Source organism: Nonomuraea corallina, assembly GCF_027620315.1.
Lineage (GTDB): Bacteria > Actinomycetota > Actinomycetes > Streptosporangiales > Streptosporangiaceae > Nonomuraea > Nonomuraea corallina.
This window is the reverse complement of sequence record NZ_JAPNNL010000190.1, coordinates 1-13,865: the sequence shown is the minus strand read 5'-3', so window position 1 is coordinate 13,865 and position 13,865 is coordinate 1. Positions and strand designations below refer to the sequence as shown.

14 protein-coding genes are annotated in these 13,865 nt (G+C 73.0%); 9 read left to right on the top strand and 5 right to left on the bottom strand.

The features are described from left to right. On the top strand, positions 1-873 hold an 873-nt coding region (locus OUY22_RS31420; protein WP_270158872.1), incomplete at its 5' end, for a PucR family transcriptional regulator. On the opposite strand, the gene OUY22_RS31415 is transcribed toward OUY22_RS31420, so the two are convergent. After that, complete coding sequence (locus OUY22_RS31415) at positions 849-1,475, bottom strand: TetR/AcrR family transcriptional regulator (protein ID WP_270158871.1); 627 nt, start codon at positions 1,473-1,475, stop codon at positions 849-851. The genes OUY22_RS31420 and OUY22_RS31415 overlap by 25 nt on opposite strands. Positions 1,476-1,705: 230 nt before the next feature. Between OUY22_RS31415 and OUY22_RS31410 the strand changes: the two genes are divergently transcribed. Continuing rightward, positions 1,706-3,133 carry an aldehyde dehydrogenase family protein gene (locus tag OUY22_RS31410; protein WP_270158870.1) on the top strand — a complete coding sequence of 476 codons (1,428 nt, stop codon included), beginning with the start codon at positions 1,706-1,708 and terminating at the stop codon, positions 3,131-3,133. A gap of 54 nt (positions 3,134-3,187) precedes the next feature. Here OUY22_RS31410 and OUY22_RS31405 read toward each other — a convergent pair whose 3' ends face one another. Further along, positions 3,188-4,348, bottom strand: coding sequence for a trypsin-like serine peptidase (locus tag OUY22_RS31405; protein ID WP_270158869.1), 1,161 nt, complete (start codon positions 4,346-4,348; stop codon positions 3,188-3,190). 114 nt (positions 4,349-4,462) lie between these two features. Here OUY22_RS31405 and dxr point away from each other — a divergent pair, with 114 nt between their 5' ends. Together dxr and ispG are read left to right on the top strand one after the other, a co-directional pair. Continuing rightward, positions 4,463-5,653 (top strand): 1-deoxy-D-xylulose-5-phosphate reductoisomerase, encoded by a 1,191-nt coding sequence (dxr, locus tag OUY22_RS31400; RefSeq protein ID WP_270158868.1) that lies wholly within the window; start codon positions 4,463-4,465, stop codon positions 5,651-5,653. 40 nt (positions 5,654-5,693) lie between these two features. Next, positions 5,694-6,860 carry a flavodoxin-dependent (E)-4-hydroxy-3-methylbut-2-enyl-diphosphate synthase gene (gene ispG / locus OUY22_RS31395; RefSeq protein WP_270158867.1) on the top strand — a complete coding sequence of 389 codons (1,167 nt, stop codon included), beginning with the start codon at positions 5,694-5,696 and terminating at the stop codon, positions 6,858-6,860. 224 nt (positions 6,861-7,084) lie between these two features. Here the strand turns inward: ispG and OUY22_RS31390 are convergent, their stop codons facing one another. Beyond that, positions 7,085-7,921, bottom strand: a complete 837-nt coding sequence (locus OUY22_RS31390) for a MarR family winged helix-turn-helix transcriptional regulator (RefSeq protein WP_270158866.1) — start codon at positions 7,919-7,921, stop codon at positions 7,085-7,087. Between the two features lie 122 nt (positions 7,922-8,043). Here OUY22_RS31390 and OUY22_RS31385 point away from each other — a divergent pair, with 122 nt between their 5' ends. From OUY22_RS31385 to OUY22_RS31375, 3 genes are all read left to right on the top strand, one after another. Beyond that, positions 8,044-8,661, top strand: coding sequence for a hemerythrin domain-containing protein (locus tag OUY22_RS31385; protein WP_270158865.1), 618 nt, complete (start codon positions 8,044-8,046; stop codon positions 8,659-8,661). 111 nt (positions 8,662-8,772) lie between these two features. Further along, positions 8,773-10,359 carry an alpha/beta hydrolase gene (locus OUY22_RS31380; RefSeq protein ID WP_270158864.1) on the top strand — a complete coding sequence of 529 codons (1,587 nt, stop codon included), beginning with the start codon at positions 8,773-8,775 and terminating at the stop codon, positions 10,357-10,359. A gap of 36 nt (positions 10,360-10,395) precedes the next feature. Beyond that, the gene (locus OUY22_RS31375) at positions 10,396-11,238 is read left to right on the top strand and encodes a GNAT family N-acetyltransferase (RefSeq protein WP_270158873.1); all 843 of its coding nucleotides are present in this window, start codon (positions 10,396-10,398) and stop codon (positions 11,236-11,238) included. 28 nt (positions 11,239-11,266) lie between these two features. On the opposite strand, the gene OUY22_RS31370 is transcribed toward OUY22_RS31375, so the two are convergent. After that, the gene (locus OUY22_RS31370; RefSeq protein ID WP_270158863.1) at positions 11,267-11,644 is read right to left on the bottom strand and encodes a DUF3037 domain-containing protein; all 378 of its coding nucleotides are present in this window, start codon (positions 11,642-11,644) and stop codon (positions 11,267-11,269) included. Further along, the gene (locus tag OUY22_RS31365; RefSeq protein ID WP_270158862.1) at positions 11,641-12,450 is read right to left on the bottom strand and encodes a HipA family kinase; all 810 of its coding nucleotides are present in this window, start codon (positions 12,448-12,450) and stop codon (positions 11,641-11,643) included. The genes OUY22_RS31370 and OUY22_RS31365 overlap by 4 nt, the downstream gene beginning before the upstream one ends. A gap of 113 nt (positions 12,451-12,563) precedes the next feature. On the opposite strand from OUY22_RS31365, the gene OUY22_RS31360 reads away from it, so the two are divergent. Beyond that, positions 12,564-13,046, top strand: coding sequence for a MarR family winged helix-turn-helix transcriptional regulator (locus OUY22_RS31360; RefSeq protein ID WP_270158860.1), 483 nt, complete (start codon positions 12,564-12,566; stop codon positions 13,044-13,046). Between the two features lie 21 nt (positions 13,047-13,067). Then, positions 13,068-13,865: serine/threonine-protein kinase (locus tag OUY22_RS31355; protein ID WP_270158859.1), on the top strand; the 798-nt coding region annotated here is incomplete at its 3' end.

Genomic DNA, 13,865 nt, shown 5'->3' with positions numbered 1-13,865 from the left:
ACGCTGGCGCTGGCGGAGCCCGGGGAGAACGTCGTGGTGCAGCCGGTGGGCGGCGGGTCGCGGCCCCGGGGCTTCTTCGCTGTCGGGACCGTGCGGGCCTTCACCCCGGTCTCGCACACCGTCGTCAACGCCGCGGGTTCGCTCCTCACGCTGGCCTTCGAGCAGGGGAGCGCCCAGCTCGAAGGCGGGCGCCGGGTCCGCGACGCGGTGCTGCGGCTGCTGCTGACCGGGGCCACGGAGGAGGCGCGCGGCGTACTCGGACCTCTCGGACCCGGCCTGCCCGGCGAGCCCTTCGTCGTCGTGGCGGCCGGCGAGGACTCCCTGGAGCAACTGGAGCCGGTCGCCTTCACCGCCCGCCACGCCGTCGCCGACGCGCCGCCGTCAGGGGCGGGGACCGTCGTCGTGGCGCTCGTCGCTCCGGACGCGGCCGATCGGGCCGCCCGGGCGGTGAGCGGCGGCGCCGGGATCAGCGCGCCGTGCGCGTACCGGGAGCTGCGGGCGGGGGTGGAGCAGGCGGCCCGGGCCTACGGGCGCGGCGGTGGGCGGGTGCTCAGGTTCGACGAACTGGCCGGGCAGGGGTTGATGGCGCTGGTCGACCCGGACGCCGCGCGGGCCTTCGCCGCCGCGCTGCTGGCGCCGCTCTCCGCCTACGGGTCACGGGCCGACCTGGTGGACTCGCTGCGGGCGTACCTGGAGAGCAACGGTCACTGGGACGCGGCGGCGCAGCGCCTGGGCGTGCACCGCCACACCCTGCGCTACCGGATGCGCCGCGTCGCCGACCTGCTCGGACGCGACCTGGACGACCCGGGGGTGCGGGCCGAGCTCTGGTTCGCGCTGGAGGTGGCGGGTCAGTCCTTGCCGGCGGCGAAGTAGGCGGTCGTCGCCCGGGTGACGACCTCGTAGGTGGCCCCGTCGCGCAGGTGGCCGGCCCGTTCGAGGCTGATCGCGCCCTGCGCCGCCGCCCACAGCGCGTCGGCGACCTTGCGCGGCTGGGTCGGCTGGAGATGGCCGGCCGAGATGCAGTCGGAGATCACCCGGTCGAAGATGTTGAGCGCCGCCCTGGCGAGGGTGCGGGCGCGCTCGCTGGGCTCGAAACCGGGGATCGCCCGCTCGAACATGAGGCTGTAGTAACCCGGCTCGCTCAGGCACGCCTGGCGGTAGGCGGCGATGAGCCCCTGGAGGTGCTCCAGCGGATCACGGCGCGGCGGCACCCGATCCAGCAGGTGGCGGAACCGCTCGAAGCCTTCCAGATAGAGCGCCTCCGCCAGGCCCTCCCGGTTGCCGAACATCGTGTAGATGACGGTCGTGGTGCACGCCGCCTCGGTGGCGATCCTGCGGATCGTCAGGCTTTCGGGCCCGTCGGTCACCAGGAGGTTGACCGCGACGTCGAGCAGGCGGGAACGGAGCTCGTCATGGCCGGCCCGCTCACCCTGCAGGTAGGCGCCCTGAAGCCCAAGCGGCGCCGAGGAGGTCATGGGCCCACGCCTTTCTGCCAAGGGGCCCGCCGCACTGGGAGACCCGCATCGATGACTTAGCCATGGCGGAGATCGTTCAAACCGCTTCGCATGCTAAACATCCTGAATTAGGGCTACTTCCGTTACATGGCGGGTATACCACCAGGTTGTACATGACGGCAGAGCCCTCCTGCGGTCTTGTGCACCCTGGCGTAAATCCCCGCCCCGGCGCTTGGCATAACGTCGGAGGCATGGACGTGCGTACCTTCTGGCTCGCAGGCCGCCCCGCCACCGGGGACGCCGAGCTCACCGTGACCAACCCCGACGACGGTCGCGAGGTCGGCAGAGTCTCCATGCCGACCGAGGCCCAGGTGGAGGAGGCCGTCGCCGCCGCGCACGCGGTCGCCGCGAAGGCCGCCGCGCTGCCCATCCACATCCGTGCGGAGGCGCTGGCCCACGTCTCGCGCAGGCTCGCCGAGAGATCCGACGAGATCGCCGAGCTGATCATGGCCGAGAACGGCAAGCCCATCTTCTGGGCGCGCGGCGAGGTCGGCCGCGCCGTCGCCACCTTCCGCTTCGCCGCCGAGGAGGCCCGCCGCTGGTCGGGCGAGGTGCTGAGGCTCGACACCGAGCCCGCGGCCGCCGGCCGGCTGGCCTACGTCTCCCGCGTCCCGTACGGGCCGGTGCTGGCGATCACGCCCTTCAACTTCCCGCTCAACCTGGTCGCGCACAAGGTCGCCCCCGCCATCGCCGTCGGCGCCCCGGTCGTGGTCAAGCCGGCCCCGGCCACCCCGCTGTCGTCCCTCGTGCTGGGCGACATCCTGGCCGAGACCGAACTGCCCGCCGGCATGTTCTCGGTGCTGCCGGTCGCCAACGAGCGCGCCTCCGCGCTGGTGCGGGACCCGAGGCTGCCCGTCGTGTCGTTCACCGGCTCGGCCCCCGTCGGCTACGCCATCGCCGACCAGGTGCCGCGCAAGCACGTCACCCTGGAACTGGGCGGCAACGCCGCCGCCGTCGTGCTGGCCGACGCCGACCTCGACTGGGCCGCCCGGCGCGTCGCGCTCTTCTCCAACTACCAGGCCGGCCAGAGCTGCATCGCCGTCCAGCGGGTGATCGTCGAGCGGCCGGTGTACGACGACTTCGTGACCCGCCTGCTCCCGGCCGTGGACGCGCTCGTCGTCGGCGACCCGGCCGACGAGAAGACCCAGGTGGGGCCGATGGTCTCGGAGGAGGCGGCGGAGCGGGTCGAGCAGTGGGTGCGCGAGGCCGTCGAGGGCGGCGCCCGCCTGCTGGCCGGCGGCACCCGCGTCGGCGCCACGTTCGCGCCCACGGTGCTGGCCGACGTCCCCGCCGACGCCAAGGTCTGCCGGGAGGAGATCTTCGGCCCGGTCATGGTGCTGCAGCAGGCCGCGTCGGTGGACGAGGCGTTCGCCATGGTCAACGACTCGGCGTACGGGCTCCAGGCCGGGGTGTTCACCCGGTCGCTGGACATCGCGTTCCGGGCCAACCGGGAGCTGGAGGTCGGCGGTGTGATCATCGGCGACGTGCCGTCCTACCGGGCCGACCAGATGCCGTACGGCGGCGTGAAGGACTCCGGCATCGGGCGTGAGGGCCTGCGCCCGGCCATGGAGGATCTCACGTACGAGAAGGTCATGGTGCTCACGGGCCTCGACCTCTGAGCGCCGGGCGCCCGTCCTTCACCGGCGCGGGGCCTGCGGCGGCCCCGCGCCACGCTAGGCGCGCTCAGCCGTCAGGTAGAGCTTCCTGGCCGCCTCGCCCAGCAGCGGGCCGTACATGGTGCGGCGGTCGTCGCTGTACTTGAAGCTGCTCAGCGAGGTGATCGTGCCCCTGCCGGCGGCGGAGTCGAAGCGCGACAGCCACGGGCCGCCGCTGGCACCCGCCGTCATGTCGCAGCCGAGCCCCTGGTCGTGGGTGTCGCCGTAGGGGTCGGCGCGCAGCCGGCCCGCGCAGTAGACCAGATGGCGGCCGTCGTAGGGCGGGTCCGCGGGATAGCCGAAGCTGATCGCGTGGCCGCCGCGCGGGCTGTTGAAGGCGATGTCCTGGGCGCCCACGACGTCGGCGACGTGCCGGCCGCGCGACGGGGCCAGCGCCACCATGCCCACGTCGTAGCTGTCGTCGGCACCCCGCGACCAGGGCCCGGTCACGAACATCCGGCGCGCGGTCCACTGCCCGTACGGCTTCTCGCCGCCGCTGCCGTAACCCGGCACGAACGTCCAGTTCTTGGCCCAGGCGCCGGTGCCGTCCTTGACACAGTGGCCGGCGGTGATCACCAGGTCGCGGCTGCGCCCGCGCACGGTGCTGGCCGAGCAGACGAAGTCGACGCCGTTCATGGTGAGGAAGACCCGGCCGGTGGTCCTGGTCACCGCGCCGCCGACCGCCCAGCGGGAGCCTGACGTGCTCGAAAGCGGGCGGGCCGACCCGTGGCGCGCCGCCGTCGCCCGCACGCCGCGCCGGGCCGGAACCACGGCGGCGTCGCGGCCGGAGACGGCCGGGAACAGGCCGACACCGGAGCGCCCGGCGAGGCCGCCCAGGAGGCCGCCTTCCCTGGCGACGAGGCCCAGCAGGCCGATCGGCAGAGCCTTCTCCATGCGGTCGGGGGTCCAGTAGGAGACCACGCGCGCGTGGTCGGCCGCGTCGCGGGCCGCGACGTGCCCGACGACCTCGGCGATCTCGCCGGGCGTCGGGGCTCCCGGAACCGCGCCGGACACGGGGACGCCCCGGGCGCCCTGCGGCTCCGGCAGGCGGGGCGCGGCCACGGCCCGCGGCGTGTCGGCGGTGCTCGCGTACGGCTCGGGGTTCGCTCCGACGAGGGCGGGGGCCAGCAGGCCCGCGACGAGGGGCGCGGCCGCGAGCAAGGGGATGCTCAGGGTCATGCCCACCGAGTGTGCACTACGACATGTGTCCTTGCGGCTACTTTCCGTGAATTGCTCGGGGCGCGCCGACGGTGCCGTGCACGGGCACGCGCGGCGGGGGGAGACAATGGACGGGTGCGTCCACCGACCCTCCGCTCCGTGACCGTGCTGGGTTCGACCGGCTCCATCGGCACCCAGGCCCTCGACGTGATCGCCGCCAACCCGGCGCGGTTCCGGGTCGCCGGGCTCGCCGCCGGTGGCGCGCGGGCCGACCTGCTCGCCCGCCAGGCGGCCGAGTTCCGGGCCGAGGCGGTCGCCGTGGCCGACCCCGCCGCCCTGCCCGCCCTGCGGGAGGCGCTGGCCGCGCACGGCGCGAGCCCCGAGGTGCTCGCCGGTCCCGACGGGGTCGCCGAGGTGGCCGGCCGGCCGTGCGACACCGTCCTCAACGGCATCACCGGCGCGCTCGGCCTGACCTCCACGCTGGTCGCCCTCGAAGCCGGGCACACGCTGGCGCTGGCCAACAAGGAGTCGCTGATCGTCGGGGGGCCGCTGGTCAAGCGGCTGGCCGGGCCCGGGCGGCTGGTGCCCGTCGACTCCGAGCACTCGGCGCTGCAGCAGTGCCTGTGGGCGTCCGGGCCGCAGGGCCACGACCCCGCCGCCGTCAGACGGCTGATCGTGACCGCCAGCGGCGGCCCGTTCCGCGGCCGCACCCGCGCGGAGATGGCCGACGTGACGCCCGAGATGGCGCTGGCCCACCCGACCTGGTCCATGGGCCCGGTGATCACCATCAACTCGGCGACCCTGGTCAACAAGGGCCTGGAGGTGATCGAGGCCCACCTGCTGTTCGACATCGGCTTCGACCGCATCGAGGTCGTGGTCCACCCTCAGTCGATCATCCATTCGATGGTCGAGTACCTCGACGGCTCCACGATCGCCCAGGCGAGCCCGCCCGACATGCGGCTGCCCATCGCGCTGGCCCTCGGCCATCCCGAGCGCGTCGCCGCCGCCACCGCCCCCGTCGACTGGACCAGGGCCCACACCTGGACCTTCGAACCGCTCGACGACGCCGCCTTCCCCGCGGTGGCGCTGGCCCGGCACGTCGGCTCGGCGGGCGGCACCGCCCCCGCCGTCTACAACGCGGCCAACGAGGTGTGCGTGGAGGCGTTCGTCAAGGGCGGATTGCCGTTCCTCGGCATCGTCGACACGGTCGCCAAGGTCGTGGAAGAACACCAGGTCACCCCGGCAGACTCCGTCGAGGAGGTGCTCGCCGCCGACGCCTGGGCCCGCGCCCGTGCGTCCGAGCTCACAACCGGGCAGTCCCGCTAGCTTCCTAGACTGGAAGCGTCGCCGACACGCAAGGGTTGAAATGTCTTCTGTAGCACTGGGCATCCCGACGGTCCGCCCCAAGCCGCTCGCCGAACGCCGGCACTCCCGTCAGATCATGGTCGGCGACGTGCCCGTGGGCGGTGACGCGCCCGTCTCCGTGCAGTCGATGACCACCACGGTCACCGCCGACGTCAACGCGACCCTCCAGCAGATCGCCGAGCTCACCGCCTCGGGCTGCCAGATCGTCCGGGTGGCCGTGCCGTCCCAGGACGACGCCGAGGCGCTGCCGATCATCGCGAAGAAGTCGCAGATCCCGGTCATCGCCGACATCCACTTCCAGCCGAAGTACGTCTTCGCCGCCATCGAGGCGGGGTGCGCGGCGGTGCGCGTCAACCCGGGCAACATCAAGAAGTTCGACGACAAGGTCGGCGAGATCGCCAAGGCCGCCGCCGACCACGGCGTCCCGATCCGCATCGGGGTCAACGCCGGGTCGCTCGATCCGCGGCTGCTGCAGAAGTACGGCAAGGCCACGCCCGAGGCGCTGGTCGAGTCGGCGCTGTGGGAGTGCTCGCTCTTCGAGGAGCACGGGTTCCGCGACATCAAGATCTCGGTCAAGCACAACGACCCGGTCGTCATGATCAACGCCTACCGGCTGCTGGCGGCCCGCTGCGACTACCCGCTCCACCTCGGCGTCACCGAGGCGGGCCCGGCCTTCCAGGGCACGATCAAGTCGGCGGTGGCGTTCGGCGCGCTGCTGGCCGAGGGGATCGGCGACACCATCAGGGTGTCGCTGTCGGCACCTCCGGTGGAGGAGGTCAAGGTCGGCACCGCCATCCTGGAGTCGCTCGGGCTGCGCGAGCGAGGGCTGGAGATCGTGTCCTGCCCGTCGTGCGGGCGGGCCCAGGTCGACGTCTACACGCTGGCCGAGCAGGTGCAGGCCGGGCTCGAAGGGCTCAAGGTGCCGCTGCGGGTGGCCGTGATGGGCTGCGTCGTCAACGGGCCGGGTGAGGCGCGCGAGGCCGACCTCGGGGTGGCCTCCGGCAACGGCAAGGGCCAGATCTTCGTCAAGGGCGAGGTCATCAAGACGGTGCCGGAGTCGCAGATCGTCGAGACCCTCATCGAGGAGGCGCTCCGCCTGGCGGAGGAGATGGGCGTGGCGGTCGACCTCGACGACGACGCCTCCGGGCCCGAAGTCGTCGTGCGCTGACCCGTACGGCGTTGAATCCGTACGGCGTTGAATCCGTACGGCGTCGAATCCGTACGGCGTCGAATCCGTACGGCGTCGAATCCGTACGGCGTCGAATCCGTACGGCGTCGAATCCGTACGGCGTCGAATCCGCACGTTCACAGACCGGGGAGCGCCGCGCGCTCCCGGTCGGACCGCGTGGGGCCCGCTCCCGATCCTTCCCGGGGCAGGTCGGCGTCCCCAGGTCAGGGGTCCGGGAGGAGCTTGGTGAGCAGGGCGCGGAGCTCGCGTTCGCCGTCGGCTCCTACGAGGGACAGGACCTGCGCCTGGAGGCTCTCGGCGGCCTCGCGGACGGCGGTGAGGCGCTCGCGGCCGAGCGGGGTCAGTTCCAGCGCGTAGCGGCGGCGGTCGGCGGGGTCCTGGCCGCGGGCCACCAGGCCGAGGCGGACCAGCTCGTCGACGATCTGGGCCGCCGCCGGCTCGGTGACGTGCATGCGGCGGGCGAGCTGCTGCTGGGAGCACGGCGTCAGGGCCTCCAGGGCGGCCATGCTGCCGAAGTGGCGGGTGCGCAGGCCGGTCCCCGCCAGCCGGGCGTCACCCATGCGGCGCACCCGGTAGTGCGCCTGCGCGACCAGGTAGGCGGTGGTCCGGAGCGGCTCCGGGTCGGGCAGCAGCAGGCTGAGCAGCTCGTTGAGCCGCTCGCGCTCGGCCGGGGTCAGCGACCCGGTGATCCGGGCGTCCCGCTCGGCGACCGCCTCGCGCATGGCGTCGCGCGCCGCGCGCCCCTTCTCGGTGATCGACAGCACGTAGGAGCGCCGGTTGGCGGGGTTGCGGGTACGGGTGACGTACCCCTCCGCCTGGAGCCGGTCGATCAGCCGCACCATGATCGTCCGGTTGATGCCGAGCCGCTCGGCCAGCTCGTGCTGGGAGTCGGCGTCCTGGTCGGCGAGGGTGTCGAGGACCACGAAGTCGCGTGAGCGGGGGTCGTCGGACATCGCCTCCGCGGTGAACCGGGCGTAGACCCGGCGCAGCAGCGACCCGAGAGACCTGCTCAGCGCTTGCGCGAGCGTCCTTTCCTGCATACGGCGCACCTCCGGCAACGCAGCCTATCCAGGAAGGTGACAGTTACACGGAGAAATAGTTGGTACATTGACGATTAAGCGAGCAAACGGTTATGGTCCCTGACATAACCGAGGAGGAAGAGATGCCCTATCGGCTGGACATGTCGATGATGCTGGTCCTGCACGACGCGCTCCGGCGCGAGGTGGAGCGCGTCGCCCGCGTCGCCGCCAAGACGGGCGACGACCCGCGGCGGATCCTGGCCGCGGCTGCCGGATGGGAGCTGTTCAAGAAGTTCCTGCGGGTGCACCACACGACCGAGGACGACGTGCTCTGGCCCGCCATGCGCGGCGCCGTGACCGCCGACGGCCTGGCCCTGCTCGACGCCATGGAGGACGAGCACGCCGCCATCGACCCGCTGCTGGACGCCGTCGACGCCGCGCTGGTCGACCGGGAGCACGGCGCCGGGCGGCTCGCCGGCCTGGTCGACGCCCTCGCCACCGGCCTGCACGGACACCTGAGGCACGAGGAGTCCGACGGGCTCGCGCTCATCGACGCGACCCTCGGCCAGGAGGAGTGGAGCCGCTTCGGCCAGACCCATCGCGGCCGCATCGGCGACGACCTCACGACCTACCTGCCCTGGCTGCTCGACGGCAGGACGCCCCGGGTGGCTGCGGCCCTGCTCGGCAACCTGCCCCCCGCCGTCCGGGAGGCGTACCGCGACGATTGGCGCCCCGCCTACGACCGCCTGACCCTCTACTGAGGCCCGCACCAGGGACGCATCACGGGATGGCAAGGAATTTCCCATACCCTCCGTCACCGAGGCCCTACTTAGGGGAGTATTTCCTCTCCGACGGATAGGGGGAGGAGCCGGGTGAAGCGGTTCGTGGGACTGGTCGGCGGCCTGGTGATGCTGGGCGTGTGCGTGGCGCCGGTGAGCGTGGACGCCGAGACGAAGCCGGGAGCCGTGCCGGCGCGCGTCGTCTGGGGCGCCTGCCCGGCGAAGGCCGACGACAAGCCGGCCGCCGCGGCGGTCTTCGACACCGAGTGCGGCACCGTACGGGTCCCGCTCGACTACCGGGAGCCGTCGGGACACGCCATCAAGCTGTCCGTCAACCGGATCAGGGCCACGGCGCCCCGTGACGGCGATCACCTCGGCGCGCTGCTGGTGAACCCGGGCGGCCCCGGCGCCTCCGGACGGGAGCTGGCGCTGTACGTGGCCGCCCTGCTCCCGCGCGAGGTGCGGGAACGCTACGACATCATCGGCTTCGACCCGCGCGGGGTGGGCGCCAGCCAGCCGGCCATGCGCTGCGCCGACCCCGAGGTCTACTACCGGCCCCCGCGCCCGGACTCGGTTCCGGGCAGCCGCGCCGAGGAGAACGTGCTGCTCAGCCGGGCCGCCGACTACGCCAACCGGTGCGGCAACCGCTACGCGTGGCTGCTGCCCCACATGAACACCGAGAACGTCGCCAGGGACCTCGACCGCATCCGCGCCGCGCTCGGCGAGGAGCGCATCAGCTTCCTCGGCTACTCCTACGGCACCTACATCGGCGCCGTCTACGCCACCCTGTTCCCGCACCGGGTCAGGCGCCTGGCGCTGGACAGCGTGGTGGCCCCCGAGGGCGAGTGGTACCGGTTCAACCTGGCCCAGGACCGCGCCTTCGAGAGGCGGCACCGCGCCCTCGTCGCGTGGGCGGCCCGGCGCAACGAGGTCTACCGGCTGGGCCGCGATCCGAGGCAGACCAGGTTCGCCTGGTACGCGATGCGCTCCCGGCTGGCGGAGCGTCCGGCGGGCGGTGTCGTCGGCCCGAGTGAGCTGGACGACCTCTTCAACGTCGGCGGCTACACCGAGAGGATCTGGCCCGAGCTGGTCTCCGCCTGGTCCGCGTACGTGCGCGCCGGCGACACCAGGCCGCTCGTGGCCGCGTGGCAGAAGTACGCGAGGCAGGACGCGAAGGACGAGAACGGCTACGCCGTCTACCTCGCCATCCAGTGCCGCGACTCCCACTGGCCGCGCGACTGGAACGTCTGGCGGCGCGACATGACCAGGATGCATCGGGAGGCGCCGTTCCTCACCTGGTCGAACGCCTGGTTCAACGCGCCGTGCGCGTTCTGGCCGGTGCCCGGCGGGCGGCCGGCCGAGGTGCGCGGCTCGCTGCGGCTGCCGCCGATCCTCATGCTCCAGTCACGCCACGACGCCGCGACCCCGTACGCGGGAGCGGTCAGGACGCGCGGCAGGTTCCCCACCGCGCGCATGGTCGTCGAGGCGGGCGGCGACCACGGCGTCTCGCTGGCCGGCAACCGGTGCGTGGACCGTCACCTGGTCGCCTACCTCCGCGACGGCACGCTGCCGTCCCAGGGGGCTCGCTGCGCGGCCAAACCGGAGCCCCGTCCGAGAGCCGCCATGCGATCCGGTAAGGCCTCAGGTCACGAAAGGCTCACTGACGTGCTAGCCAGATGAGCTATTCCGTGGTCGTTCGCGTAGTCTGACCATGTGATGCTGCGGACATCGGCGTCGCGCGTCCTCGACGACAGCGACCGGGACGAGGTGCTCGCTCTGCTCGACACCGATCCGGTCGCGAACGTCTTCGTCGCGTCCCGGGTGCGGAGCGTGGGGCTCCACCCCGCCCGGCTGGGCGGCCAGATGTGGGGCTTCGGGCCGCGCGGCGCGCTCGTGTCGCTCTGTTACGCGGGCGCCAACCTGGTGCCGATCAACGCGGGCCGCGAAGCCGTGCACGCCTTCGCCGAACGCGCGCGCAAGCAGGGCCGGCGCTGCTCCTCGATCGTGGGGCCCGCCGAGGCGGTGGGATGGCTGTGGGAGCGGCTGGAGCCGCACTGGGGCCGGGCCCGCGCGATCCGCTGGGCGCAGCCGGTCATGGCGACCTCCGCCCGCCCGCCGGTGCCCGCCGACCCGCTGGTGCGGCGGGTACGGCCGGAGGAGTTCGAAACCCTGCTGCCTGCCTGCGTGGCGATGTTCACCGAGGAGGTCGGCGTCTCGCCCAACCTCGGCGACGGCGGCGCGCTCTACCGCACGCGGGTCTCCGAGCTGATCCGGATCGGGCGCTCGTACGCGCGGATCGAGGGCGGCCGGGTGGTGTTCAAGGCCGAGATCGGCGCGGTCACCCCGCAGGCCTGCCAGATCCAGGGCGTCTGGGTCCATCCGGACCTGCGCGGACGCGGATACGCCGTGGCGGGCATGGCCGCGGTCGTGGAGGCCGCGCTCGACTGCTTCGCGCCGCTCGTGACGCTGTACGTGAACGACTTCAACCACTCGGCCAGGGCCGTCTACCGCAGAGTGGGCTTCCGCGAGGTCGACACGTTCATGTCCGTGCTCTTCTGACCCGGCGCGTCCCCCGCCGCGTGGACGGTCAGACGCGCACGAGCCGGTCGAAGAGCCGCGTCAGCTCGGCTTCCGGGTCGGCGGTGAGGCCGGCGTGGACCGGGCCGGTCTGCACGATCGTGCTGCGCGGCGCGGTCAGCCAGCGGAACCTGCCGCCCAGCGACTCGCCCGACAGCGGGCCCGCCTCGTCGCCGCAGGCCAGCTCGTAGGCGCCCAGCGCCTCGGCGACCCGTTCGACGTCGGCTTCGGGGTCGAGGGCGCGCAGGCGGGAGGCGTCCAGCTCCACCCGGGCGCACAGGTAGCCGCGCGGCTGGCAGTAGAGCAGCACGCCCGCGTTGATCAGCTCTCCCCGCTCGACCCGCGGCACCACCCGGATCGCCGCGTACTCGTAGACGTCCCTGCTCACCCGCGCTCACCTCGCCAGAACGCGCCGACCGACCCCGGCCCGGACCGGCGCGCCTGCGGCGCCGCCCGCGTCAGCCACCCGCCGGGGCCGTGCGCGCGCCGCGACAGATGGTCGACGTACGCCTCGCGCACCGCCTCGGGCGAGGCGAAGCCCGGCTCCCCGTCGAGCCACTCGTCGGGCACCAGCGCGGTCACCTCCGCCAGCAGCTCGGGGATGATCAGCGCGGACAGCTCGGCCGCCGCCTCCTCGACCCCCTCGGCGAACGGGGCCAGCACGTGGTCACCGGCGTCGAACGGGCGCAGCGGGTCGGCCGTCCTCCAGTTGTGGTGGAACCAGAGCGCCGCGCCGTGGTCGATCAGCCAGCTCTCGCCGTGCCAGAGCAGCAGGTTGGGGTTGCGCCAGGTGCGGTCGAGGTTGTGGATCAGGCCGTCGAACCAGACCAGCCGGGCCGCGAACGCCGGGTCGGGCGACCAGGCGAGCGGCTCGAAGCCGAGCGCCCCCGGGAGGAAGTCGACCGCCAGGTTGCGGCCCGCGCTGGCCTTGAGGAGGTCCTGCACCTCCTCGTCCGGTTCGCGGGCGCCGAGCTGCGGGTCCAGATCGATGAGCTTGAGCTCGGGGGTGCGGAAGCCCAGGCGGCGGGCGAGCTCGCCGGCGATGATCTCCGCGACGAGGACCCTGCGGCCCTGGCCCGCCTCCCGGAACTTGACCACGTACGTCCCGAGGTCGTCGCCCTCGACCACGCCGGGCAGCGACCCGCCCTCACGCAGCGGCGTCACGTAACGCGTCGCCACAACCTGTTCCAGCACCCGCAAAACCTATCGCGCCCCCGGCGCGCGCCGACGCGTGGCCGAGGGCGGCGTGCGACTGTCAGCTTAAAAAATGTCATGACAGTAAGTGTCGTCACAGCTATTGTGGCGGGATGACTGATCCCTCGATCGCCCTGGTCCTGGGCGGTGGTTCCCTGCTCGCCCTGGTCGGACGGGAGCTCCACACCGAGACCGAACGCCTGTTCGCCCCGTACGGCCTGACCTCGCAGCAAGCGGCCCTGCTGCTGAACGCCGCCCCCGGCAACGCCACCCCCAGCGACCTCAAGGGGCGGCTCGGCACCGACACCGCGGGCATGACCCGGCTGGTGGACCGGCTGGCGGCCAAGAGGCTGCTGCGGCGGGTCCCGCATCCCGGCGACCGCCGGTCGGTGGTCATCGAACTCACACCGGAAGGTCTGGCACTGGTGCCGGAGCTGGCGCCGGTCTTCGGCGCGATCAGCCGCCGGATGCTCGCCGGCTTCTCGGCGGACGAACTGGCGCAGCTGGCCGGCCTGCTCCAGCGGATGCTCGGCAACCTCAAGGGCGACGGGACGCCATCCTCCACCGAGGAGGCGGCGAACGGCGGGCTTACATGATCCCTGCAATAATGACGCTCCATGTCCGAGCTCCGAGCCGATGACCCTCGACGGCTGGGCGCCTACCAGCTTTCGGCACGGCTCGGCCACGGCGGGCAGGGCGTCGTCTACCTCGGCCACACCGGCCAGGGCGCGCGGGTCGCGATCAAGCTGCTGCACGCCAGCCTGTCGGCCGATCCGGTGGTGCGGCGGCGGTTCCTGGCCGAGATCGAGGCGGTACGCAGGGTCGCGCCCTTCTGCACGGCCCAGCTCCTCGACGCCGATCTCGAAGGCGACCGGCCCTACCTGGTGAGCGAGTACGTCGACGGCGTCTCGCTCCGCGAGCACGTCGCCGACCAGGGGCCGCGCACCGGTGGCTCGCTCCACAGGCTGGCCATCGGCACCGCCACCGCCCTGGGCGCCATCCACCGGGCGGGAGTCGTCCACCGTGACTTCAAGCCCGGGAACGTGCTGCTCAGCCTCGACGGGCCGCGCGTCATCGACTTCGGCATCTCCCGGCTGATGGACGGCGCCGCCACCACCGGCAAGATCCCCATCGGCACGCCCGCCTACCTCGCCCCCGAACGCATCAAGGGCGAACCCGCGGGACCGCCCGCCGACCTGTACGCGTGGGCGCTCACCGTCGCCTTCACCGCCACGGGCCGGCACGCGTTCACCGGGGTGACGCACCAGGAGGTCCTGGCCCGCATCCTGTACGGCAAGCCTGACCTGGGCACGCTGTCCGGCCAGCTCCGCGCGATCGTCGACGCCTGCCTGGCGCCGGACCCCGCCGACCGGCCGGACGCCGAGGAGGTGCTGCGGCGGCTGCTCGGCCAGGAC

Coding starts and splice junctions, on each gene's coding strand:
- OUY22_RS31405 (WP_270158869.1), bottom strand. CDS start 4,348: ATGACCCTGAGCATCCCCTTGCTCGCGGCCGCGCCCCTCGTCGCGGGC.
- OUY22_RS31410 (WP_270158870.1), top strand. CDS start 1,706: ATGGACGTGCGTACCTTCTGGCTCGCAGGCCGCCCCGCCACCGGGGAC.
- OUY22_RS31385 (WP_270158865.1), top strand. CDS start 8,044: ATGCCCTATCGGCTGGACATGTCGATGATGCTGGTCCTGCACGACGCG.
- OUY22_RS31375 (WP_270158873.1), top strand. CDS start 10,396: ATGCTGCGGACATCGGCGTCGCGCGTCCTCGACGACAGCGACCGGGAC.
- OUY22_RS31415 (WP_270158871.1), bottom strand. CDS start 1,475: ATGACCTCCTCGGCGCCGCTTGGGCTTCAGGGCGCCTACCTGCAGGGT.
- ispG (WP_270158867.1), top strand. CDS start 5,694: ATGTCTTCTGTAGCACTGGGCATCCCGACGGTCCGCCCCAAGCCGCTC.
- OUY22_RS31360 (WP_270158860.1), top strand. CDS start 12,564: ATGACTGATCCCTCGATCGCCCTGGTCCTGGGCGGTGGTTCCCTGCTC.
- OUY22_RS31390 (WP_270158866.1), bottom strand. CDS start 7,921: ATGCAGGAAAGGACGCTCGCGCAAGCGCTGAGCAGGTCTCTCGGGTCG.